At 71.0% G+C, this 25897-nt stretch carries 26 protein-coding genes and 1 pseudogene; 13 read left to right on the top strand and 14 right to left on the bottom strand.

The genetic code is table 11. The annotated features are described in order from the left end of the window. The first annotated feature begins 17 nt into the window (after window positions 1–17). From H7A72_RS09725 to H7A72_RS09685, 9 genes are all read left to right on the top strand, one after another. Window positions 18–1025 (top strand): hypothetical protein, encoded by a 1008-nt coding sequence (locus H7A72_RS09725; RefSeq protein WP_072624911.1) that lies wholly within the window; start codon window positions 18–20, stop codon window positions 1023–1025. Continuing rightward, window positions 1026–1808: a hypothetical protein gene (locus H7A72_RS09720; RefSeq protein ID WP_072624910.1), complete on the top strand. Its 783-nt coding sequence runs from the start codon at window positions 1026–1028 to the stop codon at window positions 1806–1808. Between the two features lie 20 nt (window positions 1809–1828). Then, on the top strand, window positions 1829–2557 hold the full coding sequence (locus tag H7A72_RS09715; protein WP_143445531.1) for a hypothetical protein: 729 nt from the start codon (window positions 1829–1831) through the stop codon (window positions 2555–2557). A 13-nt stretch (window positions 2558–2570) separates the two neighbouring features. Then, window positions 2571–3623: a PhoH family protein gene (locus H7A72_RS09710; RefSeq protein ID WP_185220405.1), complete on the top strand. Its 1053-nt coding sequence runs from the start codon at window positions 2571–2573 to the stop codon at window positions 3621–3623. Further along, window positions 3620–4090, top strand: coding sequence for an rRNA maturation RNase YbeY (ybeY, locus tag H7A72_RS09705; RefSeq protein ID WP_072624907.1), 471 nt, complete (start codon window positions 3620–3622; stop codon window positions 4088–4090). Before H7A72_RS09710 ends, ybeY begins: the two co-directional genes overlap by 4 nt. Next, entirely contained in the window at window positions 4087–5379 is a 1293-nt protein-coding gene (locus H7A72_RS09700) for a hemolysin family protein (RefSeq protein ID WP_185220404.1), read from the top strand. The genes ybeY and H7A72_RS09700 overlap by 4 nt, the downstream gene beginning before the upstream one ends. Further along, window positions 5376–6308, top strand: a complete 933-nt coding sequence (era, locus tag H7A72_RS09695; RefSeq protein WP_072624905.1) for a GTPase Era — start codon at window positions 5376–5378, stop codon at window positions 6306–6308. Before H7A72_RS09700 ends, era begins: the two co-directional genes overlap by 4 nt. Before the next feature lie 231 nt (window positions 6309–6539). After that, window positions 6540–8324 (top strand): BCCT family transporter, encoded by a 1785-nt coding sequence (locus H7A72_RS09690; protein WP_223277596.1) that lies wholly within the window; start codon window positions 6540–6542, stop codon window positions 8322–8324. Window positions 8325–8391: 67 nt separating this feature from the next. Then, entirely contained in the window at window positions 8392–9429 is a 1038-nt protein-coding gene (locus H7A72_RS09685) for an aspartate-semialdehyde dehydrogenase (RefSeq protein WP_185220403.1), read from the top strand. 98 nt (window positions 9430–9527) lie between these two features. Here the strand turns inward: H7A72_RS09685 and H7A72_RS09680 are convergent, their stop codons facing one another. The 8 genes from H7A72_RS09680 to H7A72_RS09645 are packed head-to-tail and all read right to left on the bottom strand — an operon-like array spanning window position 9528 to window position 17078. Continuing rightward, window positions 9528–10649: an MSMEG_0565 family glycosyltransferase gene (locus tag H7A72_RS09680; protein WP_185220402.1), complete on the bottom strand. Its 1122-nt coding sequence runs from the start codon at window positions 10647–10649 to the stop codon at window positions 9528–9530. A gap of 31 nt (window positions 10650–10680) precedes the next feature. Next, window positions 10681–11541, bottom strand: coding sequence for a carbon-nitrogen hydrolase family protein (locus tag H7A72_RS09675; protein ID WP_084451256.1), 861 nt, complete (start codon window positions 11539–11541; stop codon window positions 10681–10683). 20 nt (window positions 11542–11561) lie between these two features. Further along, entirely contained in the window at window positions 11562–12815 is a 1254-nt protein-coding gene (locus H7A72_RS09670) for an MSMEG_0569 family flavin-dependent oxidoreductase (RefSeq protein WP_185220401.1), read from the bottom strand. Further along, window positions 12812–13126, bottom strand: a complete 315-nt coding sequence (locus tag H7A72_RS09665; RefSeq protein ID WP_007926305.1) for an MSMEG_0570 family nitrogen starvation response protein — start codon at window positions 13124–13126, stop codon at window positions 12812–12814. The genes H7A72_RS09670 and H7A72_RS09665 overlap by 4 nt, the downstream gene beginning before the upstream one ends. After that, window positions 13119–14000 carry a carbon-nitrogen hydrolase family protein gene (locus H7A72_RS09660; RefSeq protein WP_200811207.1) on the bottom strand — a complete coding sequence of 294 codons (882 nt, stop codon included), beginning with the start codon at window positions 13998–14000 and terminating at the stop codon, window positions 13119–13121. Before H7A72_RS09660 ends, H7A72_RS09665 begins: the two co-directional genes overlap by 8 nt. 29 nt (window positions 14001–14029) lie before the next feature. Continuing rightward, a complete protein-coding gene (locus tag H7A72_RS09655; RefSeq protein WP_007926309.1) occupies window positions 14030–14557 on the bottom strand; it encodes an MSMEG_0572/Sll0783 family nitrogen starvation response protein in 528 nt (175 codons plus the stop codon). Between the two features lie 32 nt (window positions 14558–14589). Continuing rightward, the gene (locus H7A72_RS09650) at window positions 14590–15993 is read right to left on the bottom strand and encodes an MSMEG_0567/sll0787 family protein (protein WP_223277595.1); all 1404 of its coding nucleotides are present in this window, start codon (window positions 15991–15993) and stop codon (window positions 14590–14592) included. Next, window positions 15993–17078, bottom strand: coding sequence for an MSMEG_0568 family radical SAM protein (locus tag H7A72_RS09645; protein WP_185220399.1), 1086 nt, complete (start codon window positions 17076–17078; stop codon window positions 15993–15995). The genes H7A72_RS09650 and H7A72_RS09645 overlap by 1 nt, the downstream gene beginning before the upstream one ends. 245 nt (window positions 17079–17323) lie before the next feature. Between H7A72_RS09645 and leuA the strand changes: the two genes are divergently transcribed. Next, on the top strand, window positions 17324–19066 hold the full coding sequence (gene leuA / locus H7A72_RS09640) for a 2-isopropylmalate synthase (protein ID WP_185220398.1): 1743 nt from the start codon (window positions 17324–17326) through the stop codon (window positions 19064–19066). A 7-nt stretch (window positions 19067–19073) separates the two neighbouring features. Here leuA and H7A72_RS09635 read toward each other — a convergent pair whose 3' ends face one another. After that, complete coding sequence (locus H7A72_RS09635; protein WP_185220397.1) at window positions 19074–19697, bottom strand: alpha-ketoglutarate-dependent dioxygenase AlkB; 624 nt, start codon at window positions 19695–19697, stop codon at window positions 19074–19076. A 98-nt stretch (window positions 19698–19795) separates the two neighbouring features. Between H7A72_RS09635 and recO the strand changes: the two genes are divergently transcribed. From recO to H7A72_RS09620, 3 genes and pseudogenes are all read left to right on the top strand, one after another. Continuing rightward, on the top strand, window positions 19796–20557 hold the full coding sequence (gene recO / locus H7A72_RS09630; RefSeq protein WP_084451249.1) for a DNA repair protein RecO: 762 nt from the start codon (window positions 19796–19798) through the stop codon (window positions 20555–20557). Beyond that, a pseudogene (locus H7A72_RS09625) lies at window positions 20554–21343 on the top strand (isoprenyl transferase). Before recO ends, H7A72_RS09625 begins: the two are co-directional and overlap by 4 nt. A 63-nt stretch (window positions 21344–21406) precedes the next feature. Beyond that, window positions 21407–22372 (top strand): class II glutamine amidotransferase, encoded by a 966-nt coding sequence (locus tag H7A72_RS09620; RefSeq protein ID WP_185220396.1) that lies wholly within the window; start codon window positions 21407–21409, stop codon window positions 22370–22372. 9 nt (window positions 22373–22381) lie between these two features. Here H7A72_RS09620 and H7A72_RS09615 read toward each other — a convergent pair whose 3' ends face one another. Genes H7A72_RS09615 through H7A72_RS09595 form a run of 5 tightly spaced genes read right to left on the bottom strand, consistent with a single transcriptional unit; the run spans window position 22382 to window position 25877 of the window. After that, window positions 22382–22774 (bottom strand): Fur family transcriptional regulator, encoded by a 393-nt coding sequence (locus tag H7A72_RS09615; protein WP_084451247.1) that lies wholly within the window; start codon window positions 22772–22774, stop codon window positions 22382–22384. Continuing rightward, window positions 22771–23772: a metal ABC transporter permease gene (locus tag H7A72_RS09610; protein ID WP_084451342.1), complete on the bottom strand. Its 1002-nt coding sequence runs from the start codon at window positions 23770–23772 to the stop codon at window positions 22771–22773. The genes H7A72_RS09615 and H7A72_RS09610 overlap by 4 nt, the downstream gene beginning before the upstream one ends. Next, complete coding sequence (locus H7A72_RS09605; protein WP_223277594.1) at window positions 23769–24566, bottom strand: metal ABC transporter ATP-binding protein; 798 nt, start codon at window positions 24564–24566, stop codon at window positions 23769–23771. Before H7A72_RS09605 ends, H7A72_RS09610 begins: the two co-directional genes overlap by 4 nt. Continuing rightward, complete coding sequence (locus tag H7A72_RS09600; protein ID WP_185220395.1) at window positions 24563–25519, bottom strand: metal ABC transporter substrate-binding protein; 957 nt, start codon at window positions 25517–25519, stop codon at window positions 24563–24565. The genes H7A72_RS09605 and H7A72_RS09600 overlap by 4 nt, the downstream gene beginning before the upstream one ends. A gap of 49 nt (window positions 25520–25568) precedes the next feature. Continuing rightward, on the bottom strand, window positions 25569–25877 hold the full coding sequence (locus H7A72_RS09595) for a DUF6703 family protein (RefSeq protein ID WP_185220394.1): 309 nt from the start codon (window positions 25875–25877) through the stop codon (window positions 25569–25571). Window positions 25878–25897: the final 20 nt, after the last annotated feature.

Below are 25897 nucleotides of genomic sequence, written 5' to 3'. Positions count from 1 at the left end.
GAGCAGGAGGGCCACGGATGAGCGTGCAGGAGGGCATGGACGTCGAGCGCGTCCGGCAGATCGCGAGCGATCTGCTGCGCAACGGCGAGACGCTGAGCAACATCGGCAGCCAGGGGCGCGGTCAGCTGTCCGTCCTGTCGGGTGCGTGGGAGGGTCCGGATCTCGAGAGCTTCAGCGGCTCGTGGGGAGGTGCGGAGAAGTCCCTCGCCGCGGCCAGCCAGACGGTGCAGGCGCTGGGCAAGGGCCTGCAGCAGCAGGCGTCCGACCAGGACCAGGCCTCTCAGGGCGGGGGAGGTGCACCCGGTGGCGGGGGCCAGCCCGGTGGCCCGGGAGGGTCGGGTGCCCCCGGAGGCGGCGGAGGGGACGACGGCTTCGGGTTCGACGACCTGGCCGCGCTCGGCCCGCTGGGGTCGGGTATCGCAGCACTGGTGACCAAGGGCCCGCGCCTGCTCGCCGCCCTCACCGGCAACACCTTCAAGATGTACCAGGCACTGATGCCGGAGGCTCGCCTGCAGAGCATGCTCGGTGCGACGGCGAGTCAGATGGACGATCTCTTCCGCGGCACGATCCCGGCCAAGATCAGCTCCAAGCTGGGTGGCCTGCTGCGGGCGACCGGGCCGACCCTCGGCAAGGTCCTCGGGCCGCTGGGCGTCATCACCGGCGGCATCGACCTCGTGCAGGGCATCCGCGAGGGTGACTACCTGAGGGCAGCGGGCGGCGGTCTGGGAGCCCTGAGCGGTGGCCTGGCCACGGCGGCGGCCTTCGGTGTCGCGCTGGGCCCGGTGGGGATCGGCGTCATGGCCGTGGCCGGCATCGCCGCTGCGGGCATCGCGATCTACCAGAACTGGGATGCCATCTCGGGGGCGCTCTCCGACGCAGGCGGCGCCATCGTCGACGGCGCCAAGGCCGTCGGTGGGGCGATCGCGGACGGCGCCGGTGCGGTGGCCGACGGAGCCAAGGCAGTTGCCGACGGCGTTGGTAGTGTCCTGTCTGACCCTGTCGGCGCCATCGGAGGCCTGTTCTAAGTGCCTGAGCTCAAGACACCCGGAATCATCGACTCACCCGCAGCGGAGCAGGCAGCCGCGCAGGCGCTCGCGGCGCTGGGCGGCGACGCGCGACTCACCCTCGGTGCGCTGCCCGACGAGGCCATGGTGGCGCTCGTCGGCGATGCACAGCTCGCGGGCCCTCTCGGTGAGTGGTACCGCGGCTTGTCGCCCGAGGACAAGCAGCTCGCCCAGTCGGCCGCTCTGCGGACCCTGACGACCTTCGACGCTTTTGCGCTCGTGGCCGAGCGCGAGGACGGCGACAACGAGTACGAGGTGGCCGAGTCCCTCCTGGCCGCTCTGCACCTGCGACGCGTCGACGCCTCGCTCGTCGCGCAGCGGATGACCGAGGACGGCCAGTCGTGGCTGAGCTATCGGCCCGCCGGCGACGGCGTGCTCCTGCGAGAGGTCGTGAGCCCGCAGGGGTACCACGCCTTCGTGCTGACCCGGTCCGATGCCGACGAGATGGCCGAGTTCCTGCGCTTTCTCGGGGTCTCCGAGACTTCTGCCTCGAGTGGCGAGCCCCGCTCCGTCGGGGAGTCGGACCTGGCCAGTGGTGAGCGGCTGGACTTCCTCGCGGGGATCACCCACGTGACGACCTTGGCGCGGCAGCTGGGCGAGGCGGGTGACCTCAAGGTCGTCCACGCCTCTCCGTCGGAGCTCTACGTGGCCGAGCCCGGGGCAGATTCCGTGACCTACACGCCCGTGGCCCAGTCGGCCGTCATCGACCTGTGGACGCAGTGGAGCGAGGGCGCCGCGTCGTGACCGGACCGGCTGCTCCCCACGTGCGACCTCTCTTCCACCACGACGGCAGCCCAGCGGCCCAGGCGCACCTCGAGCAGCTCGTCGCCGCGGCGCAGGCCGACCCCGGTCGCGAGCTGGCGACCTTCCGTGCCCGCCCCACCGCGGGCTTCCTCACGGCACTCGTCCTGCCCTTCGTCCTCGTCGCGGTTCTCGCGGCCGTGATCGCGCCCGACCCCGCCATCGCGGTGGTCCCGCTGGCGATCGGCCTCGGTGCTGCGGCGATCTTCGTCGTCGCCGGGGCGTTGGACCGCATCAGGGTCCACGAGCGGGCCCTGGTCCTGGGCTTCCGGGGCCAGACAGCGATCCCGCTGGAGACCATCGACCCGGGGCGGGTCTACGTGTCCCGAGCGCTCTTCCTCACCCGGAATGTGGCGGCTCCTGCGGGCGCGACGCGCGGCACCGCCGGGCCCATGGTCGTGGTCAACGGATGGCAGCGATCGATGCTGTCGGCCAACGTGGCGGGAGCACCGGACCCCGGCCGATCGGTCTTCGGCTGGTACCTGCTGGGGGCGCGCAACCGCCGCGCCTTCCTCGCGGCGCTGGAGCAGGCGATGCTTGGGCAGGGCCTGACGGCCGCGACCGGTCTGGCCCAGGACGTCCTGGCCCACCGCGCGATCACCCCGACGTGGAGCGTGGCCCACCCCCCGCTCGTGGCCCCGCGGTCGACCACCGATCCGCCTCTGGGAGTGGGACCGCGCTCGCGCCCGTAGAATCGGGAGCACGATGCCTCCATCAGACCACCCCGACCTGCGCGCCCTCGACGCGATCTCCGACGACCCGCGGGCGGCCGCGTCCGGCCCGGCGCCCCGGGTGCAGCAGACGATCGTCCTGCCCGACAACATCCCGATGGTCAGCCTGCTCGGCCCGACCGACGAGCTGCTGCGGACCATGGAGCGGGCCTTCCCGCGCACCGAGATCCTCGTCCGGGGCAATGAGTTCCGCCTCCACGGGCCGGCCGGCGACCTCGAGGTCCTCGACCGGCTGCTCGACGAGCTGCTCGAGATCCTCGAGGCCGGGCAGCCGCTCAACAAGGATGCCGTCGAGCGCTCGATCACCATGCTGCGCGGCCAGACCCGCGAGCGCCCCGCCGACGTGCTGACGACCAACATCGTCTCCAACCGCGGTCGCACGATCCGCCCCAAGACGCTCGGGCAGAAGCACTACGTCGACGCCATCGGCGACAACACCGTCGTCTTCGGCATCGGGCCCGCCGGCACTGGCAAGACCTACCTCGCGATGGCCAAGGCGGTCGCCGCCCTGCAGGCCAAGCAGGTCAACCGGATCATCCTCACCCGCCCGGCCGTCGAGGCGGGGGAGAAGCTCGGCTTCCTGCCCGGGACGCTCAACGACAAGATCGACCCCTACCTGCGACCGCTCTACGACGCGCTGCACGACATGATCGACCCCGAGTCGATCCCGCGGCTCATGGCCGCCGGCACCATCGAGGTCGCGCCCCTGGCCTTCATGCGCGGGCGCACGCTCAACGACTCCTTCATCATCCTCGACGAGGCGCAGAACACCTCGCCCGAGCAGATGAAGATGTTCCTCACCCGCTTGGGGTTCGGCTCCAAGATGGTCGTCACCGGCGACACCAGTCAGGTCGACCTGCCCGGCGGCATCGAGTCCGGCCTCAAGGTGGTCCAACGGATCCTCACCGACGTCGACGGTGTGCACTTCGCCCACCTCGACGCCGCCGACGTCGTCCGGCACCGGCTCGTCGGGGAGATCGTGAGCGCCTACGACCGCTACGACGCGACGAAGGGGGCCCGCCGATGAGCATCGACGTGCTCAACGAGACCGACCACGTCGTCGACGAGGCCGAGTTCGTCGAGATCAGCCGCTACGTGCTGGCGCAGATGCGCGTGCACCCGCAGGCCGAGCTGTGCATCCGCTTCGTCGACGAGGCGACGATGACGGTGCTGCACGAGCAGTGGATGGACCTCGCCGGCCCGACCGACGTCATGAGCTTCCCCATGGACGAGCTGCGACCGGGGCGCGAGGGGGAGGCCCCGCTCGAGGGCGTCCTCGGAGACATCGTGCTGTGCCCCTCGGTCGCCGAACGCCAGGCCGCGACGGCCGGGCACGCCCCGATCGAGGAGATGCTGCTGCTCACCACGCACGGCATCCTCCACCTGCTCGGCTACGACCACGCCGAGCCCGAGGAGGAGCGTGAGATGTTCGAGCTGCAGCGCCAGCTCCTGCTCACCTTCCTCGCCGGGCGGGGCCGGGAGAGCGGCGCGTGACGACGCTGATCATCGGCGCGGTCGTCTCGATCGTCGCCGCCTTCGTCCTCACACTCGTCGACGCGGCGATCGGATCCGCCTCCCGGGTGGCCGCCGACGAGGCCGAGGCTGAGGGACGCCGCGGGGCCAGCGCGCTGCGGACGATCCTCGCCGACAGCGCGGGCCCGATCTCCGTCCTGGCCTTCCTCCGGGCCATCGCCGAGGCGACCGCGGCGGTGCTCATCACGCTCGTCGTCGTGGAGCAGGCCGAGCGCACCTGGGTGGCCCTGCTCATCTCCGCCGCCATCATGGTCGTCGTGACCTTCGTGCTCGTCGGGGTCTCCCCGCGGACCCTCGGGCGGCAGCACAGCACCGCGATCGCCCTGGCGTCCGCCCCCTTCGTCGTCGGGGTCCGGCGCGTCCTCGGGCCGGTGGCGCGGCTGCTCGTCACCTTCGGCAATGCCGTGACGCCGGGGCGCGGCTACCGCGACGGGCCCTTCCGCTCCGAGGCCGAGCTGCGTGACCTGCTCGACCTCGCGGGGGAGTCGTCGATCATCGAGGACGAGGAGCGCGACATGCTCCACTCCGTCTTCGAGCTGGGCGACACCCTGGCGCGCGAGGTCATGGTGCCCCGCACCGACATGATCACCATCGAGTCGGACAAGCCGGCGCGCAAGGCGCTCAACCTCTTCATCCGGTCCGGCTTCTCGCGGGTGCCGGTCGTGGGGGAGTCCAGCGACGACATCGTCGGCCTGCTCTACCTCAAGGACGTCGTGCGGCGCCTGCTCGCCGACGAGGAGGGACGCGACCTGCCCGTCGCGGACTTCATGCGGCCGGCCCCCTTCGTCCCCGAGAGCAAGCCCGTCGACCAGCTGCTGCGCGACATGCAGCGCGACCAGATCCACGCGGCGATCGTCGTCGACGAATACGGCGGCACGGCCGGCCTGGTGACGATCGAGGACATCCTCGAGGAGATCGTCGGCGAGATCACCGACGAGTACGACCGCGAGGGGCCGGGCATCGAGGAGCTCGACGACGGACGCACGCGGGTGCCCGCGGGGTTGCACGTCGACGACCTCGCCGAGCACTTCGGCGTGACGATCGACGAGGAGGAGGTCGACACCGTCGGTGGCCTCATCGGCAAGATCTCCGGGCGCGTCCCCATCGTCGGGGCCCACTGCGAGGTCGCCGGCCTCTCCCTCACGGCTGAGAAGATGTCCGGACGACAGCACCGCATCGCGACGGTCATCGTCGAGCGGGTCGAGCCCGTCGACAGCCGGCAGAGCGAGCACGAGGAGATCGGGGCATGACGATGGACGAGACGCAGACCGAGTGGCGCGCCGGGTTCGCCTGCCTCGTCGGCCGGCCCAATGCCGGCAAGTCGACCCTGACCAATGCCCTCGTCGGCGACAAGGTCGCCATCACCTCGAGCAAGCCGCAGACGACGCGGCACACGATCCGCGGCATCGTCACACGCGACCACCAGCAGGTCGTGCTCGTCGACACCCCCGGCCTCCACAAGCCCCGCACCCTGCTGGGGGAGCGGCTCAACGACCTCGTACGCGAGACTCTCCTCGAGGTCGACGTCATCGGCTTCTGCCTGCCGGCCGACCAGAAGATCGGTCCGGGCGACACCTTCATCGCCAAGGACCTCGCGGAGCTGCAGCGGGCCAAGCGCGTGCCCGTCGTCGCGATCGCGACCAAGAGCGACGCCGTCGACCGCGACCGGCTGGCCGAGCACCTCATCGCCATCGACCAGTTGGGCGACTGGGCCGCGATCGTGCCCTGCTCCGCGGTGCGCGGCGACCAGGTCGACGACGTGCTGCGCGTCCTGGCCGAGCACCTGCCGCCGTCGCCGGCGCCGCTCTACCCCGAGGACCAGCTGAGCGACGAGGACGACGAGCGGATGATCGCCGAGCTCGTCCGCGAGGCGGCCCTCGAGGGGGTGCGCGACGAGCTGCCGCACAGCCTGGCCGTCGTCGTCGAGGAGATCGTCCCGCGCGAGGGGCGCCCGGCCGACGACCCGATGCTCGACGTGCGGGTCAACGTCTACGTCGAGCGTGACAGCCAGAAGGCGATCATCATCGGACGAGGCGGGTCACGGCTGCGCGAGGTCGGCACGACGGCGCGGGCGGGCATCGAAAGGCTGCTCGACCACAAGGTCTTCCTCGACCTGCACGTCAAGGTGGCCAAGGACTGGCAGCGCGACCCCAAGCAGCTGCAGCGTCTGGGCTTCTGACCGGGTCGGATCACCCGACCCCAGGTCACGAGTCGGTCACGACCATTTGGGCGGCCGTGCGCCCGTGGGTCAAAGTGGGTGGTTGGCAGCATGCTGCCCAGAGACCGCCACCAACTCGATTTCGGGAGGAGTGGCCCCGGAGGCCTTGTCCACCGGGCCATACATAACGTGACAGACACCGCGCAACCACCAGCCTCTGGCAAGAACGCCCCGCCGCGTGACACCCGCCGGGTGGACCACCCGGCTCTCGAGCCGCGGATCATCCGCAAGCAGGACAAGCTCGGGATCGACTGGATCGTCTTCGGCATCACCGCCGTGCTGTCCCTCGCCTTCGTGCTCTGGGGCGTCATCAGCACCTCGTCGCTGTCCGATGCCTCGGCCAGCGGCCTGGACTGGGTCGTGACCAACACGGGCTGGCTCTTCGCCCTCGCGTCCACCGGCTTCGTCTTCTTCGTCATCTGGCTCGCGGCGAGCAAGTACGGCAACATCCCGCTCGGCGCCGACGGCGAGGAGCCGGAGTTCCGCACCATCTCGTGGATCGCGATGATGTTCTCCGCCGGCATGGGCATCGGCCTGATGTTCTGGGGTGCGGCCGAGCCGCTGGCCCACTACATCACCCCGCCGCCCGGCACCGGTGAGGCGGGCAACGACAGCTCGACCCGCACCGCGATGGCGACCACGCTCTTCCACTGGACCCTGCACCCGTGGGCGATCTACACGGTGGCCGGTCTGGCCATCGGTTACGGCGTCTTCCGCAAGGGCCGCGGCCTGACGATCAGCGCGGTCTTCGAGCCGCTCATCGGCAAGCGCCAGGTCAACGGCCCGGTGGGCAAGGTCATCGACATCTTCGCGATCTTCGCCACGCTCTTCGGCTCGGCGACCTCGCTGGGCCTGGGCGCTCTGCAGATCGCCTCCGGTGCCAAGATCGTCGGCTGGGCCGACGACGTGACCAACACGGTGCTCGTGCTGATCATCGTGGTGCTGACCATCTGCTTCATCTTCTCCGCTGTGTCCGGCGTCGAGAAGGGCATCCAGTGGCTGTCCAACACCAACATGGTGCTGGCCTTCGTCCTGGCGCTCTTCGTCTTCGTCCTCGGCCCGACGATCTTCATCCTCAACCTTGTCCCGACCTCGCTCGGCACCTACCTCCACCACATGATGGAGTACTCCGCGCGCACCAACGCTCAGGGCGAGCACGGCATCAAGTCGTGGCTGTCCGGATGGACGATCTTCTACTGGGCCTGGTGGGTCAGCTGGACCCCCTTCGTCGGCATGTTCATCGCCCGCATCTCCCGCGGCCGCACCATCCGTGAGTTCGTCACCGGCGTCCTGCTCGTCCCGAGCACGGTGAGCCTCATCTGGTTCGCGATCTTCGGTGGCGCCGCCATCAAGGCGCAGGAGATGGGCGCGACGCTCGACAAGTTCGGTGACGGTGAGGAGAGCACCCTCTTCGCGCTCCTCGACTCGATGCCCTGGGCGGGGGCCACCTCGATCCTCGTCATGGTCCTCGTGGCGATCTTCTTCGTCTCGGGTGCCGACGCGGCCTCGATCGTCATGGGCTCGCTGAGCGAGCGCGGCACGCTCGAGCCCAACAAGTTCACGGTCGTCTTCTGGGGTGTCGCCACGGGTGCGGCCGCGGCGATCATGCTCACGATCGGAGGCGAGGACTCGCTGACCGGTCTGCAGCAGATCACGATCATCGCGGCCCTGCCCTTCGTGCTGATCATGATCGGCATGGCGGTCGCACTGGTCAAGGACCTGCAGACCGACCCGATGGCGGTGCGCCGCGCCTACGCCCGCGAGGCCCTCAAGCAGGCCGTCGTCGCGGGGGTCACGGAGCACGGCGACGACTTCGTCCTGTCGATCGACCACGCCGAGCCGGGCGAGGGCATCGACCGCGACAAGGTCGCGGCCGTCGTGCCCGAGTCCAGGACGCCCAAGCGGCCCGAGGAGGCGCCGGACGTCACCGCCGACGGCTCCGCGGAGTCCGGGGAGCCCGAGCAGCCCCAGGGCTGACCCGCTCCACCGTCCGGGGCCTGAACACCGATGTGGGTGTTCAGGCCCCGACGCCTATCCTTGGCCCATGCACATCGGAGTCTTTGGAGCCACCGGCCAGGTCGGACAGGTCATGCGCACGCTGCTCGAGGAGCGGGACTTCCCCGTCACCTCGATCCGCTACTTCGCCTCTGCCCGGTCCGCCGGGTCGACCCTGCCGTGGAAGGGCGAGGAGGTGACCGTCGAGGACACCGCGACCGCCGACTTCTCCGGTCTCGACATCGCGCTGTTTTCCAACGGCGGGTCCACGAGCAAGGAGTGGGCGCCCAAGGTCGCGGCCGCCGGCGCCACCGTGGTCGACAACTCGAGCGCCTGGCGCAAGGACCCCCAGGTCCCGCTCGTCGTCTCCGAGGTCAACTCGGGCGACCTCGACGACCTGCCCAAGGGCATCATCGCCAACCCCAACTGCACGACCATGGCCGCAATGCCGGTCCTCAAGCCGCTGCACGACGAGGCGGGCCTGGTCGCCCTTCGCGTCGCCACTTACCAGGCCGTCTCCGGCTCCGGCGGCGCCGGCCTGACCGAGCTCGACAGCCAGCTGCGCGGCGGCTACGCCTCCGGTGACCCCAAGGACCTCGCCCGCGACGGTGGCGCCCTGACGCTGCCGGCTCCGCAGGTCTACGAGGTGCCCGTCGGCTTCAACGTCGTCGCGATCGCCGGGTCCGTCCAGGACGACGGCACCCTCGAGACCGACGAGGAGCAGAAGCTGCGCAACGAGTCGCGCAAGATCCTGCACATCCCCGACCTGCGCGTCTCCGGCACCTGCGTGCGCGTGCCCGTCTTCAGCGGCCACTCGCTGGCGATCCACGCCGAGTTCGAGCGCGAGATCAGCCCCGAGCGGGCCACCGAGATCCTCGAGTCGGCCGACGGCGTCGTCGTGACGGCCGTGCCCAACCCCCTCGAGGCCACCGGCAAGGACGAGGTCTTCGTCGGTCGCATCCGCGCCGACCAGTCGGTCGCGGACGGCAAGGGCCTGACGCTCTTCGTCGTCGGCGACAACCTGCGCAAGGGCGCCGCCCTCAACGCCGTGCAGATCGCCGAGGCGATCGTCGCGCGCAAGGGCTGACGGCGCCTCGTCCCACCCGTCACCCGATTCTCGGGTCACCCGATGAACCCCGGCTTCGCAAGGGTTTGGTACTCCTGCGAAGCCGGGGTTTCTCTTGCTCAGCGCGAAGGGAGGACCGCTCGGGCCGTCGTCGCGTCGAGGTGGCGGACGTAGAAGTCCTCGTGCGCGGAGGCCGCCGCGGCCCAGGTGTAGCCGGCCGCCAGCTCCCGCCCGGACTCGGCGTGGCCAGAGGGGTCGGACAGCGCAGCGTCGAGCGCCGCCGCCAGACCGTCGACGTCGCTGCCGTAGCGCACGGTGTCCCCGAAGACCTCCTGCAGCACCGGCAGGTCACGGGCGACGACAGGGACCCCGGCGGCGAGTGCTTCCATCGCCGCGAGTCCGAACCCCTCCTTCGTCGAGGGGAAGCCGAGCACCTGTGCGCCGGCGACGAGTGCTGGCAGCTCGTCGTCCTCGACCGGCCCCAGCACGAGCGGGCTGACGCCGAGCTCGCGGGCGCGGGCGTCACATCGGGCGCGGTAGTCGCGGTAGTCGAAGAGCGTCTCCCCACCACCGATGACGAGCTGCAGATCGCGGCGGTCGAGCCGGGCGAAGGCCTCGATCAGGTCGATCGTGCCCTTGCGTGGCTCGATGCCACCGAGCGCCAGGACGTAGCCGCCCAGCCGGGCGGTCCAGGCGTCGCGGGCGGGCGCACCCGCGGGGCCGGCAGCGCGGGCGAACCGGCCCGCGTCGACCCCGTTGGGAATCACCGCCGCGCGGTAGCCGTAGGCGGCCTCGACCTCGTCGGCAACCGCCCGCGAGACGCAGATGCGCGCGGCCGGGGCGTGGATGGCGCGCTCGTGGCAGGAGACCAGACGAGGTGTCGTGAAGGCGTCCAGGTGGTGGATGGTGCGGATGGGCGCGACGCCGGCGTCGAGCACGGCATTGGCCGAGATGCAGTCCTGCGCGTGCACGACGTCCGCGCCGGTGTCGAAGGCCGCGGCCAGAGCCGCGATGGACCGCTCGATGCGGTCACCGACGCTCTCGTCCTCGCGGGAGACGAAGGGGACGACCCGCACCTGCACGCGCGGGTCGAGGTCCCGGAAGAAGGCGCGGTCACCGCCCCGTCCCAGGGTCCAGATCTCGATGTCGTGCCCGCGGGCCGCGAGTGCCTCTGACAGGGCGAGCGTGTGGACGACCCCGCCACGGGGCTTGGTGGAGTAGGTGAGCTGGGCGATACGCATGGGTGGTCCGATCGTGCGCCGCCGGTGACGGTCAGGCGCTGGTGGTGGTGAGTCGGTAGGCGTGCTCCACCCGCTGGTGGATGTGGTCGAGGGAGCGGCGGGCCCGCGCCACGGCAGTGCTGACATCGGCCCCGGCGACGGCCAGTCCCCCCTTCGCCCAGGTCTTGGCGACGATCTCGCCGGCGGGGTCGACGACCTTGGCCTGACCGAGAAAGCGCAGGCCCCCGAGCACCCCGGTCTGGTTCGACGACACGAGGTACACCTGGTTCTCGGCGGCCCGGGCGCAGTCGTAGAGGTCGAAGAGGTGGGCCTGGCGGTCGTTGCGGATCCGGTCCGACCGGTCTGTGACGCTGGCGGGCCACGCGCTGAGGCAGGTCACCACCTCGGCGCCGTCGAGGGCCAGCGTGCGGGCGGCCTCGGGGAAGGTCTTGTCGAAGTCGATGAGCATGCCGATCCGTCCGACCGGGGTGTCGAAGGCCCGGAAACTGTCGCCGGAGCGATAGGCCTCGGCCTCGCCGAGCGGTAGGTGCACCTTGCGGTGCACGCCGAGCAGGCCGTCGCCGCTCACGCAGGCCGCGGTGTTGAAGCGCACCTCCTCGCCGTCGACGACGGCGCGCTCCGTGAGGCCGAAGCAGACCGTCATCCCGCCCGCCAGCGACACGACGGCGGCGACCTCGGGCCCGTCGAGCGCGATGGCCGGAGGCAGGTCGGCCCCCGTACCTCCCGGATGCCTCAGATCGCCGAGGTAACCGCCGATCGTGGCATCCGGGAGGACGAGCAGATCGACGCCGCGCTCGCGGGCCTGCTGGACGATGCCGGACAGCTTGGTGAGGGTGCGCTCGACGTCGCGTCCGAAGTGTGCGGCCACGGCCGCCATCGTCACGGTGCTCATCGGCCCAGACTAGGGACGTGTCAGGCCGCGCGGGCGGCCGCGCCCTCGGCGACGAGCGATGCCACGTGCTCCGCGTCGCGGGCGATCGCGTGGAACCGCCCGGAGCCCCATGTGTGGAGCCACGGCAAACCGAGGAAGTGGAAGCCGGGCACGGACGTGGCACCGCGCTCGTGCCTCGGGTGGCCGTCCTCGTCGAGGACGCGGAGCTCGCCGAGCCAGCCCCAGTCCGCCCGGAAGCCGACGGCCCAGACGATGCTGCCGATGTCGCGGAGGTCCAGGCTGCTGCCCCCGGGCCGTGGTTGCCACACGGGGGCGTGGCGTGCCTCCACCGGGGCGTCGATCCCTTCCCGCTCGATGTACCGGTCGATGTCGTCCTTGATGGACTCGGCGACCGAGTCGGCGTGGTCGAGGTTGCTCGCCAGGGAGTCGTCGAAGTGGACTGCCCCGTCGACGACCGCGAGCGCCCGGCCGTGCAACGTCATGCCGCCGACGGCGAACTGCCGCAGATCGATGTCGCGGCCGCCGTCGCGCCCCGTGACGTAGTGGTTGGTGGACTCCCGCTTGGTGAGGCCGCGCGTCGTGACCGGCACGTCGTACAGTCCCATCTCGGCGAGCCAGGTCATGCAGTCCCTGCCCCGGTAGAACCGGGCGACACGGGGTGCCCGGCCCACGGCGAGGTGCACGTTGCGGCCCTCGATGTGCAGGTCCTCGGCGATCTGGGTGCCCGACTGCCCGGTGCCGACGACGAGCACCGGCCCCTCCGGCAGCTGGCGCGCGTTGCGGTACTCGTGCGAGTGCACATGCGTGACCGACGCCGGGACGTCCTTCGCCCAGTCGGGCACCACGGGCTCGTGGTACCCACCGGTGGCGGAGGTGACGGTGTCGGCGGTGATCACCCCGGCCGAGGTGACGACGGTGAAGCCGCCCTCCGGCCGCTGCTCGACCCGGACGACCTCGACGCCCTGCGCGACGGGAGCGTCGAAGGTGTCGGCATACGCCCGCACCCAGGCGTGGACCTCGTCGCGCGTCATGAACCCGTCGGGGTCCGGGCCGTCGTACGCGTATCCCGGGAGCCGGCAGTGCCAGTTCGGCGTGACGAGCGTGAAGGCGTCCCACCGGCCGTCGCGCCACTCGTGGGCGACCTCGTCACGCTCGATGACGATGTGCCGGATGTCCCTCTCGACGAGGTGGTGGCTGAGCGAGACGCCGGCCTGCCCACCTCCCACGATGACGGCGTCGAAGTGGTCACCTGCGACGACTGGGGTCGGGATCATGATCCGGTCCTCTCGAGCTGCGGTTCCATGGTGAGCACCTCGACCTCGGCCGTCGGGTGGACGTCGGCTGGGTAGTGGGCGGCCGTGGCCGCGATCGTCTGCTGCGACTGCATGGCCGAGGTGCAGGCCATGCCGTACTTCGCGCGCACGCGCTCGCTGGCCTCGCCCAGGGCCGCGCCCGTCCGGGCGACGAAGTCCGCAAGCGGGTACCGGGCACCCGCCTCGAGGTGGTCGTGCATCACCAGGCTGGGGGAGTAGTGCGAGGTCTCGGCGCCGTCCGGCCAGCGCACGGAGAAGGTCATCTCAGGCATGGGCGAGCTCCCGCCACCGGTCGACGTGCGGCGCCGAGACCGCGGCCACCGGGCCGTACACGTGCGGGCACCGGTCGCGCAGGTGGAACATCCCGGCACGCATGGTCCGGAAGGTCGCGTCGACGTCGATCTCCGCGATCGCCAGCCCGGTCCCGAGCAGGGTGGTGGCGAGGATGTTGCCGCCCGGGTCGACGACCTTGGCGTTGCCGACGTAGCGCAGCGAGCCGAAGGTGCCGGACTGGTTCGACGCCATCCAGAAGACCTGGTTGTCCAGGGCACGCGCGATGTCGAACTGGTTGAACCGGTAGGTCCAGCGGTCCTCCTGCAGGTTGTCCGCCGTCGCGGTCCGGGCGGCGGGCCACGCGGACATGCTCACGACGATCTCGGCACCGTCGAGGGCGAGCATGCGGGCGGCCTCGGGGAAGGCCTTGTCGTAGCAGATCTGCATGCCGACGCGGCCGACCGGGGTGTCGAACGCGCGGTAGCTGTCACCCGCGGAGTAGGACATGTTCTCGCCGAGCGGCTGGTGCACCTTGCGGTAGGAGCCGTAGATCGTGCTGCCGTCGAGACACACCGCGGCGTTGTAGCGGGTGCTCCCGTCGTCGGCGAGCTCGCAGAAGCCGATCGTCAGCACGATGTCACCCGCGAGCTCCTGCACGCGTCGGATCTCCGGTCCGTCCAGCCGGATCGCCGGCGGCAGGGACCTGCTGGTCGTCTGCAGGGTGTCCCCGTGGTTGCCGAGCGACGAGAGGTAGCCGCCGATCGCGGCCTCGGGGAAGGCGACGAAGGAGACCCCCTCGGCGCGGGCGTCGTCGAGCAGCTGGGCGATGAGGGCGTAGTTCTGCTCCAGGTCCCGGGTGAAGTTCGCGGACACGGACGCGACTTTGATGGTCATCGCAGGCCTCAGAGGTTGTAGGTGGAGTTGATGATGGCGCCCTTGCGGGCGTAGTGGATGAGGGCGTCCTGCACGTCCAGGGGGTGCGCGGGGATGACGCCTTCGATGAGGTCCTCCTCGCGGATGCCGTGGAGCGCGAGCCCGAAGCGACAGCAGTAGACCGTGCCGCCCTCCTTGATGAAGGTCTCGAGCGAGTCGTTCATGTTGAGCTCACCCGGGAAGCCCGAGTCACCCGAGGTCGGGAACCCGCGGTTCGCGGTGGCCGCCAGGGTGCCCGGTCCGTAGAGGTAGATCGCGGACTCGAAGCCCTTGCGCAGGGCGCGGGTGGCCTGGAGGACGGCGACGAAGCTCACCGACGACTCGTGCGGGATCCCGTGGATGAGGGTGAAGTAGCTCTCCCCGTCCTCGGCCTGATAGTCGGGGAAGATCTTCGTCGAGCCGTACACGTTGCTGCCCTTGGGCAGGGCGGGGTGGGGGATCTCGCCGAGCGACTTGGCGATGTTGTCGGCGATCTGGGCGTCGATGTCGTTGGTCACGGTGGTGCCTTTCGTGGGGGTGCGGTGGGTGGTCAACCGGGCAGGAGCCCGGTGGCTGTGGGACCGACGGCGTCGGTCTCGACGCCGTCCGGCCAGAGGAGGCGCACGCCGGGCTCGGCGGTGGCGGTGCCGATGCGCGCGGTCCGCGCGATCGGGGAGGTCATCCGCCCCTGCCCGGGGCGGTCGGCGGTGAGCATGGCGAAGCCGGGGAAGCAGGTGAGCCAGTCGCCGAAGGGGACGCCGTCCGGTGCGGGGATCGAGTCCGGTTCGAGGGTTGCCCCGATCGCCGACGCCTCGGCGAGCATCGCGGCCGTGCCGACGATGCCGGCCATGCTGACGTCCTTGGCCGCTGCGGGACGAGCACCCGCGACGAGCGACCCCAGTGCGCGCAGGTCGGCGCCGGTGCGGGTGGAGGTGCTGTCCCACTGACGGCCCTCGAATCCGGGACGCCAGCGACCGTGCAGGTCGACGGTGAGCGAGATGTCGTCCCCACGGCGCGCGCCACCACCGGGGACCGGGGCGTCCGTCCGGCCGAGGGCGGTGACGGTGAGCGCGGAGGGCACACCGATCTGGGTGTGGCCGCCCAGGACGGGCACACCCCATGCCTGTGCGGCGCTGCGGATGCCACCGACGACGCGCCGGGCGATCTCGGGGGAGGGGGCGCCGATCGCGTCGAGGAGGCCGACCGGCGAGGCGCCCATCGCGGCGAGGTCGTTGACGTTGACGAGCACGGCGCACCAGCCAGCCCACTCGGGGTCCCGGTCGACGAGGGCCGGGAGGATCGCGTCGCAGGCGGCGACGACGTCGGTGCCGGGGACAGGGGCTCCGTCGTCGCCGAGGAACTCGGCCCCGCCGAGGGCGAACGGGCTGTCCTGCCGCAGGTCGCCGACGAGAGAGCCCAGCTCGCTCTTGGTGGACGCCACGAGGTCGCGGATCCGGGTGATGGGCCAGCGCATCCGCACGTGCGGCGTGCCCTGGATGCGCGTCGCCCCCCAGGCCGTCCACCCGAGTCTGCGGAAGAGGACCTCGTTGGGCTCCTGGACGGTCGCCTCGAAGCGCAGCACGCCCATGCGCAACGCGGTGGCGCAGGCCTCGCGGACGAGGGCGGGCCCGATGCCACCGGACTGGCGAGCGACCCGACGGACCACGAGCCGGCTGCCCGTCCACCAGCCGATGTCGCGCCCCGGGGTGGCGGGGGCCAGCCTGACGCCGCCGAGCACTCGGCCGTCCGCGCCGCGGGCGACGAGGACGATCGTGCGCGGGTCGTCGTCGAGATCGTCGTGGTCGACGTCGAGGACGCGTTGCTCGGCGACGAAGACCTCGCGGCGCAGGGCCCGGTAGTCCGCCGTCTCGCGCGGGTCGGCACGGCCGATGGTCCAGGCTCCCGTGTCGGGGGCCACCGTCGGCCCCATGAGCGAGGGGATCTCGAGCCGCATCAGGCACCTGCCGTCTGCAGGGCGCTGCAGGCGCCGCAGGCGGCGCACCCTGCTCGCTGGTCGGCGCCGCGCATCCCGGCGTCCCGCAGCAGTGTCGCCACGCGGGCCGTGACGTCGTTGACGACCTGTCGGTCGGGGGCCGGGACGTGGTCGACGTCGGTCGCGAGGGTCCCAGCGAGCGGGCGGAAGGGGACGACGAAGGGGTAGACGCCCATGTCGACGAGCTCCCGTGCTCCCTCGACGAGCTCGTCCGGGTCCTCCCCGAGCCCGACGAGCAGATAGGTCGAGACCTGGTTCCGGCCGAAGACCCGCACCGCCTCCCGCCAGGCAGTGCGGTACTCGGCCATGGTCACGCGTGACTTGCCCGGCATCCAGCGGGACCGTACGGCGTCGTCCATCGATTCGACGTGGATGCCGATGGATCGGGCGCCGGCGTCGTAGAGGTCGGTGATCGCCTGCAGGTCCGCGGGTGGCTCGCACTGGACCTGGATCTCCAGCGAGGGCACCGCGTCGTTGACCGCCCGGACGCATCGGGCCAGGTGCTTGGCGCCGCGGTCCCACCCGTTTGACGTCCCGGTGGTCATCACCATGCTCGTCACGCCGTCCAGGCGGACCGCCGCCTCGGCGACCTCGGCGAGCATCGCCGGGGTCTTGACGGCGATCGTCGAGCCGGCGTCGAGGGAGGCCTCGATCGCGCAGAAGCGACAGCGCTCGCTCTCCGCATACCGCACGCACGTCTGCACGACGGTGGTGGCGAGCACGTTGGTTCCGTGGAGCTTGGCGATCTTGTCGTAGGCGACGCCGTCCGCCGTCGACAGGTCGTAGAAGCGGGGGCGGGCGACGGGGGAGATGTCGAGGCCCAGGTCCGCGCCGTCAAGCGTCAGACGGCCGGCCGGATCGACGACGTAGGGGCTGCTGCTGTCGAGCCGGAGTGCGGCTCCGAGGCCATCGATGGCAAAATGTCCGTCATCGCTCGGGCCCGCACCGCCCGCACGGCGGACCGGTGCGTCGCTACGGACGCCGAGGATCGCGATGTCGACACGAGTGGAGACGCGGTCGGGGTTCGGTGTCGGGTTCGGGGCCATGCGGCAAGTACACGGGCGGCCCGTTTCGGAGTGGTTTCACTCGGAATGCAGGACTGTTTCCGGGAAACGATCGTGTTTCGTCCGCATGGTGACCGCCGTCATGACCCTCCGGGGTGAGGAGTAAGGTGCTGGGCATGCGGACGGACCTCCTCCTTCTCTGCCGCGGCGAGGCCTGACAGACGGCCACCTCGTCGCGGAGTTCGTGGTGCCGGCCAGCCCCCACCCCACGTGACGAAGGACAGAGCATGATCCACCCCCAGCGGCCCACCGCGATGCCGGTGCGCAAGTACGTCCCCTTCCAGGAGCAGATCGCCGTCGAGCTGCCCGACCGCACCTGGCCCGACCGCGTCATGACCCGGGCCCCGCGCTGGTGCGCGGTCGACCTGCGCGACGGCAACCAGGCCCTCATCGACCCCATGGACGCCGAGCGCAAACTGCAGATGTTCCAGCTGCTCGTCAGGATGGGCTACAAGGAGATCGAGGTCGGCTTCCCCAGTGCGAGCGAGACCGACTACAACTTCTGCCGCCAGCTCATCGATGGCGGTCACATCCCCGACGACGTCACCATCCAGGTGCTCACGCAGTGCCGTGACCACCTCATCGAAAAGACCTTCGACGCCATCGCCGGCAGCAAGACGGCGATCGTCCACTTCTACAACTCGACGTCGGTCCTGCAGCGTCGGGTGGTCTTCAACTCCGACCAGGACGGCATCGTCGACATCGCCCTGCAGGGTGCGCGGCTGTGCAAGAAGCTCGAGGAGACCATCCCCGACACCGACGTCTACTACCAGTACTCGCCGGAGTCCTACACGGGCACCGAGCTCGACTTCGCGGCGCGCATCTGCAACGAGGTCATCGACATCATCGACCCGACGCCGGACCACAAGATGATCATCAACCTGCCGGCGACGGTGGAGATGGCCACGCCCAATGTCTATGCCGACTCGATCGAGTGGATGAGCCGCAACCTCGAGCGTCGCGAGTCGGTCGTGCTGTCGCTCCACCCGCACAACGACCGCGGCGAGGGCGTGGCTGCCGCCGAGCTGGGCTATCTCGCCGGTGCCGACCGCATCGAGGGCTGCCTCTTCGGCAACGGCGAGCGCACCGGCAATGTCGACCTGGTGACGCTGGGGATGAACCTCTTCAGCCAGGGCATCGACCCGCAGGTCGACTTCTCGCAGATGGACGAGATCCGTCGCACCGTCGAGCACTGCACCCAGCTGCCGGTCCACCCGCGTCACCCGTGGGGTGGCGACCTCGTGTACACCGCCTTCTCGGGCTCGCACCAGGATGCGATCAAGAAGGGCTTCGAGGACATGGAGGTGCGGGCCAAGGAGGCCGGCACCGACGTCAACGGCATCGACTGGGGCGTGCCCTACCTGCCCATCGACCCGCACGACATCGGCCGCTCCTACGAGGCCGTCGTCCGAGTCAACTCCCAGTCCGGCAAGGGCGGCGTCGCCTACCTGCTGAAGTCCGAGCACGGCCTCGACCTGCCGCGTCGACTGCAGATGGAGTTCTCCGCGGTCGTCCAGCACAAGACCGACAGCGACGGTGGCGAGATGAGCGGGCTGGCCCTGTGGCAGGTCTTCAACGACGAGTACCTGCACAGCGAGGACAAGGACGGCTGGGGTCGCTTCCAGCCGGTGCGCTCGACGCTCACCGGTGAGGACTCCGGCCTGGACCGCATCGAGGGGCACATCCTCGACGCCGGCCAGGAGGTCGAGATCTCCGGCAGCGGCAACGGCCCGATCGCGGCCTTCCTCGACGCGCTGGCTCCGCTGGGTGTCGACGTGCGGGTCCTCGACTACGCCGAGCACGCCCTGTCGGCCGGTGGCGACGCCCGCGCGGCTGCCTACGTCGAGTGCGCCGTCGGTGACCGTGTCCTGTGGGGCGTCGGCTTGCACGACTCGATCGTCAAGGCCTCGCTGCGCGCGATCCTCTCGGCGGTCAACCGCGCGGAGCGGGACATGGTCGCTCAGGCCTGAGGCGCTGTCAGCGCACCCCGGCCACGCGGAACTGGATGGACACCCGGGGCCCGACCCGGGCGCTCGTCTTGGGCACGGCGTGCTCCCAGGTGCGCTGGCAGGCGCCGCCCATGACGACGAGGTCGCCGTGGCCGAGCGCGACCCGCTGCGAGGGTCCGCCCTCGCGTGGGCGCAGGCAGAGGTGCCGCGCGGAGCCGAGGGAGACGATGGCGATCATCGTGTCCTGCTCGCGGCTGCGGCCGATGCGGTCGCCGTGCCAGGCGACGGAGTCCTGGCCGTCGCGGTAGAGGCACAGCCCGGCGGTGACGAAGGGTTCACCCAGCTCCGTCGCGTAGTGCGCCGAGAGCTGCTCACGCATGTCGGTCAGCAGCGGGTGGGGAAGGCTCTCGCCTGCGGCGTAGAAGCAGGTCAGACGAGGGACGTCGACGACCGAGTCGTACATCCGACGGCGCTCGGCCCGCCACGGGACGTCGTGGAGCAGGGCGTCGAGGACCTCGTCGCTGCCGCACGCCCAGCCTGGCAGCAGGTCGACCCACGCCGTGCCGTCGAGGTAGCGCCGATGGCGCCGCCCGAGATCACCGAGCGTGGGGGAGTCGGCGGTGTCGAAGAGCGAGGACTGGAGCGCCTGCATGTTGAGACCATAGCAGTGGGTCGAACAACTGTTCGACAGGTCGTGCGGGCGCGGCGTGGGGTCGGCGCGCTGTCAGGGCGAAGGGAGACAATGGAGCCATGCCCCTCTACCGCGACTCCGGAGTCGTGCTGCGCACCCACAAGCTGGGTGAGGCCGACCGGATCATCACCGTGCTCACACGGGGCCGGGGCAAGATTCGCACGGTGGCCAAGGGGGTGCGCCGCACCAAGTCCAAGTTCGGCGCCCGCCTCGAGCCGGGCATGCACGTCGACCTCCAGTGCTACGAGGGCCGCAACCTCGACACCGTGACGCAGGCCGAGTCGCTCGACCCGTGGGGCGACCAGATCGCGCGCGACTACTCGCGCTGGACCGCAGGCACGGCGATCCTCGAGACGGCTGACCGCCTCAGCGAGGAGCACGAGCCCTCGGTGCAGCAGTACCTCCTGCTCGCCGGAGCCCTGCGGACCCTGGCCCAGGGCGACCACGCCGCCGAGCTCGTCCTCGACGCCTACCTCCTGCGGGCGCTGGCCGTCGCGGGGTGGGCACCGAGCTTCCACGACTGCGCCCAGTGCGGCGAGCCGGGGCCGCACCGCGCCTTCCACGTCGCCCACGGCGGGGTCCTGTGCCGCAGCTGTCGGGTCCCGGGCTCGTCGGCTCCCGCGACCGAGACCCTCGAGCTCCTCGCTGCGCTGCTCGTCGGTGACTGGGTCGTCGCCGACGCCTCCGACCCACGCCATCGACGTGAGGGGTCCGGCCTGACCGCCGCCTACCTCCAGTGGCACCTCGAGCGCGGGGTGCTCTCCCTTCGTCACGTCGACCGCACCACCAGCCACCCCACCCCATCGCAGAGGACCGGATGAGCCGCTACGAGACCCCCTTCGCCCACCCGAGCGGAGCGACGCCGCCGCCGGTGCCCGCCGACCTGGTCCCCGGGCACGTCGCGATCGTCATGGACGGCAACGGCCGCTGGGCCAACCAGCGCGGCCTGCCGCGGACCAAGGGGCACGAGGCCGGCGAGGGTGCGCTGCTCGACGTCGTCGCCGGCGCGCTCGACATCGGCGTCAAGCACCTGTCGACCTATGCCTTCTCGACGGAAAACTGGCGGCGCTCGCCCGAGGAGGTCCGCTTCCTCATGGGCTTCAACCGCGACGTCATCCGGCGCCGCCGCGACCAGCTGCACGCGTGGGGTGTGCGCATGCGCTGGGTCGGCCGCCGGCCGCGGCTGTGGAGCTCGGTCATCAAGGAGCTCGAGATCGCCCAGGAGATGACCCGCGACAACGACGCGATGACGCTGTACTTCTGCGTCAACTACGGCGGCCGCGCCCGAGATCGTCGACGGGGTGCGGCGCATCGCCGACGACGTGAAGGCCGGCCGGCTCAAGGGCTCGGGCATCGACGAGCGCACCATCGCGCGCTACCTCACCGAGCCGACGATGCCCGACGTCGACCTCTTCCTGCGCAGCTCGGGGGAGCAGCGCACGAGCAACTTCCTGCTGTGGCAGTCGGCCTACGCCGAGATGGTCTTCCAGGACACCCTGTGGCCCGACTACGACCGCCGCCACCTGTGGGAGGCCATCGAGACGTATGCCCGGCGCGAGCGCCGGTACGGCGGAGCGGTGGACGCCCCCACCCCGGGGATCGTCTGAGCGTCACCTACGCTGGCGAGACCGTGCACCGACGCACGGTGAGCCGTCACGGAGAGGTCGCACATGTGTCGAGTCCTTGCCTACATCGGGCCGGAGACCCCGCTGGAGAGCCTGCTGCTCACGCCGGACAACAGCCTGATCAACCAGGCGCTCGACCCGGAGCGTCACCCCGAGCTGCAGCTCGCGGGGTGGGGCTTCGGCGCCTGGGGTGACCACCTGCTCAAGCCCGACGAGCCACTCGTCTACCGCCGGCCGATGGCGGCCTTCTACGACGACAATGCCGCAAGTATCATCCCCAGCCTCCAGGCCAACACCCTCCTCGCGCACGTGCGGGCGGCGGCCTACGACTCCCAGGTCGTCCTGGCCGACGAGAACTGCCACCCCTTCTTCTTCGAGGGCGCGCCGTGGCTCGTCGCGCAGAACGGCTACCTGCCGAGCTGGCAGATCCTGCAGCGCGAGCTGCTGCAGCACTGCACGGACGAGTACCTCCAGCAGATGCGCGGCACGACCGACACCGAGTTCCTCGCCGTGCTCCTGCTGTCCTTGCTCGAGGGTGAGAGCGACGAGGACGTCCAGCGTGCCGTCGAGCGACTGGTCCGACTCGTGGCCGATGCCATGGAGACCCTGCAGCTCCCGGGCCTGACCAAACTCAAGATGGCCCTGGTCTCGCCGGGACGCATCATCGGGATCAACTGGGGTCTCGGGCACCACGGCGAGGTGGACCCGCCGGGAGACTGGCGCGAGCTGCGCAAGGCTCCCGCAGGCAGCGACGACTTCGACCTCGGGATGCTCCTCGAGCCGATGTACCTGCTGCTGGGACGCAACTTCGAGCAGGCTGAGGGGACCTACGGCTTCGAGGAGTGCACCGAGGAGGACGCCACCGCGGCCGTCTTCGCCTCCGAGCCCCTCACCGAGGACGGCGAGGGCTGGCTGCCGCTGGAGTACGGCTCGATGATGTTCCTCGCCAAGCAGGAGGACGGCCGCATCACCCGGTCGGTCCGCGGGCTCGCCCTGCCCGCCGCGCCGTAGCCGGTTCGCCTAGCCACAGTCCACGCAGCGGCCGAAGAGCTCGAGGGTGTGCGACACGTCGGTGAAGCCGTGCTCGGCGCTCACCTTGTCGGCCCACCGCTCGACCGCCGGGCCCTCGACCTCGACGGTGCGGCCGCAGTCGCGGCAGACGAGGTGGTGGTGGTGCCCGGTGCTGCAGCGGCGGTAGACGATCTCCCCGTCGTCGGTGCGAAGGGAGTCCAGCGCCTCCTCGTCGACCATGGCCTGCAGGGTCCGGTAGACGGTCGCCAGACCGATCTTGTCGCCGCCGGCGGCGAGGCTCGCGTGGACCTCCTGCGCCGAGCGGAACTCGTCGGACCGGTCGACGTCGGCCTCGATCGCCGTGCGCTGGCGGGTGGGGCGGCGGGTGCGGGTGTCGGTCATCGGGGGCTCCCTTCGAGGGTGGGGCCTGCGGGGTCGGGGGTGTGCTCGTCCCAGTGGTCGCCGTGGCGGGCGTGCCGGCGCCCGTCGTGCAGGTAGTCGACGTGGTCGCCGTGCAGGACGACCTCGTGACCGCAGTCCTCCCAGTGCACGTGCTCGTGCGCCTCGGCGGTGCGGTGTCGTCGGTGGCCGAGGGCCCGCACGAGCGTCATGCCCGCAGCGGCGACGACGAAGACGGCGATGGCCAGCAGGACGATCGTCGCGCCCGAGGGGGTGTCGACGTAGAAGCTCGTGACGACGCCGCCGACGCTCGTCAGCGTGCCAACGAGAACCGCCCAGACCAGGCTCCCGCGGAAGGATCGTCCGAGGTACTGGCCGGTGGCATTGGGCAGGATCATCAGGGCGCTGATGAGCAGCAGCCCGATGACCCGCATCGAGATGACGACGGTGACGCCGGTGAGCACGGCGAGCAGGATGTTGGTGGCGAGAACGGGCAGGCCCGAGGCGCGGGCGTACTCGTCGTCCTGGGCGACGGCGAAGAGCCGCTCGCGCAGGACGATCACCGTGACGACCACGGCCGCCGCGAGCACGGCGAACTGGACGAGGTCGCTGGGCGAGACGGTCGTCAGGGCTCCGAAGAGGTAGCCCTGCAGGTTGTTGGCCGACCCGGCGGGGGCCTTGGCGATGATGACCACACCGGCGGCGAGGCCGCCGTAGAACATCACGGCGAGCGCGAGGTCACCACCGGTGCGGCCGAGGTGGCGCAGTAGCTCGATGGCGACCGCCGCGAGGACGACGACGACGAGGGCGGTGAGCACGGGGGAGGTGCTCGTGAGCACCCCGATGCCGACGCCGGCGAGGGCGACGTGCCCCATGCCGTCGCCGACGAGCGACATGCCCCGCTGCACGAGGAAGACACCCACGAGCGGCGCCGACGCCCCCACGAGCAGGGCGGCGATGAGCGAGTTGCGCATGAAGTCCAGGGCCAGCAGGTCCATCAGCGGTGCCCTCCCGCGGACGTGATGATCGTGGTCGGCACGGTCGAAGGGGGTGGTGCCTCCTCGCCGGAGTGGTGGGTGTGGGCCTCCTCGCCGGCGGCCAGCTCACCCGGCGCGCAGTCCTGCCGGATGCCACCGCCGCGCACGACGATCGTGCGGGTGACGATCTCGGCGAGGGCGTCGAGCTCGTGGGTGACGATGATCAGGGTCGCGCCGCGCTCGACGAGACGGCGCATGACGGCCACGAGCACCGCCTGGTGCCCGCGGTCGACGCCGGCAGTCGGCTCGTCCATGAGGAAGACGTCGGCCCGGCTGGCCAGTGCCCGAGCGATGAGGACCCGGCGTTGCTGGCCACCCGAGAGCGTGGCGACGTCGTGCGTGGCCAGGTCGGCGAGGCCGACGACCGACAAGGATTGGTGGACGAGGTCTCGTCCCGCCGCGTCGCGGATGCGCCACGGCGCCCACCACGGGGTGCGCACGGTACGGCCCATGGTGACGATCTCGGCGGCGGTGGCCCGCACGGCCGAGGCGAGGGTGTGTCGCTGGGGCACGTAACCGATCCCGGCGCGCGCGCCGGGGGAGCCGACCTCGTGACCGAGGACCCGCGCGCTGCCGGCGTGCAGCTCGGACAGGCCGAGCAGCCCCTTGACCAGGGTCGACTTGCCGGAACCGTTGGGGCCGAGCACGGCGACGACCTCACCGCGGCGGACGGTGAGGTCGAGGTCGCTGACGATCGTGCGGTCCTCGTAGCCGAAGGCGGCGCCCTCGAGCTCGATGACGGGGGTCGCTCCGGTCATGAGCAGCCCTGCCCCTCACGCACGGTCTCGAGGTTGCTGCGCATGACCGAGACGTAGTCGTCGCCGGCGGACGCGTCGGTCAGCCCCTCGATCGGGTCGAGCACGGCGACCTCGGCGCCCGTCTCGCGGGCGATGGTGTCGGCGGTGTCCTGGGGGACGAGCGTCTCGGCGTACACGGTCGTGATCTTCTCATCCTCGATGTGCTCGACGAGGTCGGCGAGGGCCGTCGGGCTCGGCTCGGCGCCGGGGGTCAGCCCGCTCACCGACTCCTGGTGGAAGCCGTAGCGGTCGGCGAAGTACGCGAAGGCGGAGTGCCCGGTCACCAGGTCGGTGCTCGTGCAGTCGTCGAGCCCGGCCGTGAGGTCCTCGTCCAGAGCCGTGAGCTCGCCGGCGAACTCCTTGGCGTTGGCGCGGTAGTCGGCGGCGTGGTCGGGGTCGGCCTCGGCGAAGCGCTCGCCGAGGGCCTCGACGACGTCGGCGTAGCGCGTCGGGTCGAGCCAGAAGTGCGGGTCGGTGCCGCCGTGATCATGTCCGGCGTGGCCCTCCTCGCCTTCCTCGTGGTCGTGCCCCTCGTGCTCGCCGGTCTCGATGTCCAGACGGGCGAAGGGGGAGACGTCCATCGCGCTGTCTCCGGCCTCCTTGGCCGCGTCGTCGACCGACGGCTGGAAGTCCCCCAGGTAGACGAGGGCGTCGGCGCGGGTGGCCTCGAGGACCTGCTTGGGCGTCAGCTCGAGGTCGTGCGGCTCGGCGCCGGGCTTGGTGAGGTTGGTGACGGCGACGTGGTCGCCGCCGACCTGCTCGGCCGCGTGCTGGAGCGGGTAGAAGGAGGTGGCGACGGTCAGCGAGGCGTCGCCGTCGGCGGAACCCCCTTCGCCACCGTCGGCGGAACCGCACCCGGTGAGGGCGAGGACGAGGGCGGAGACGGCGAGGGGGAGACGGTGGCGCATCGGCATGAGAACGATTCTCAGATGAAATGAGAACCGTTGTCAAACCACGGGCGAGCTACCGGGGGAAGAGCCGCACGGCCGTCACGCCCACGACCAGAAGGATCACGGCGACGCGCATGAGGCGCTCGCTCGACGTCAGCCGCGGCCAGCTCAGGGCGAGCATCCACGCGAGGAAGAGCACGACGATGCCGAGCGGGATCGCTCCCCACGGACCGAGGAAGGCGCCGACGAGCACGAGGGCGAAGACGGCGACGATCGGCACGGCCGGCGGCAGGCCCGCGATGACACGGGTCAGCGGCAGGCTCGCGCGCTCGAAGGCATTGGTCGCGACGGGCTCGGGGCGGCGGGAGGAGCTGCTGGACACCCCCACAGGGTAAGCGGGCC

The organism is Janibacter sp. YB324, from assembly GCF_014217915.1.
In the GTDB taxonomy this organism is placed as follows: Bacteria; Actinomycetota; Actinomycetes; order Actinomycetales; family Dermatophilaceae; genus Janibacter; species Janibacter indicus.
Note: the sequence above shows the minus strand (reverse complement) of the source record. Positions and strands in the feature narration are given on the sequence as shown.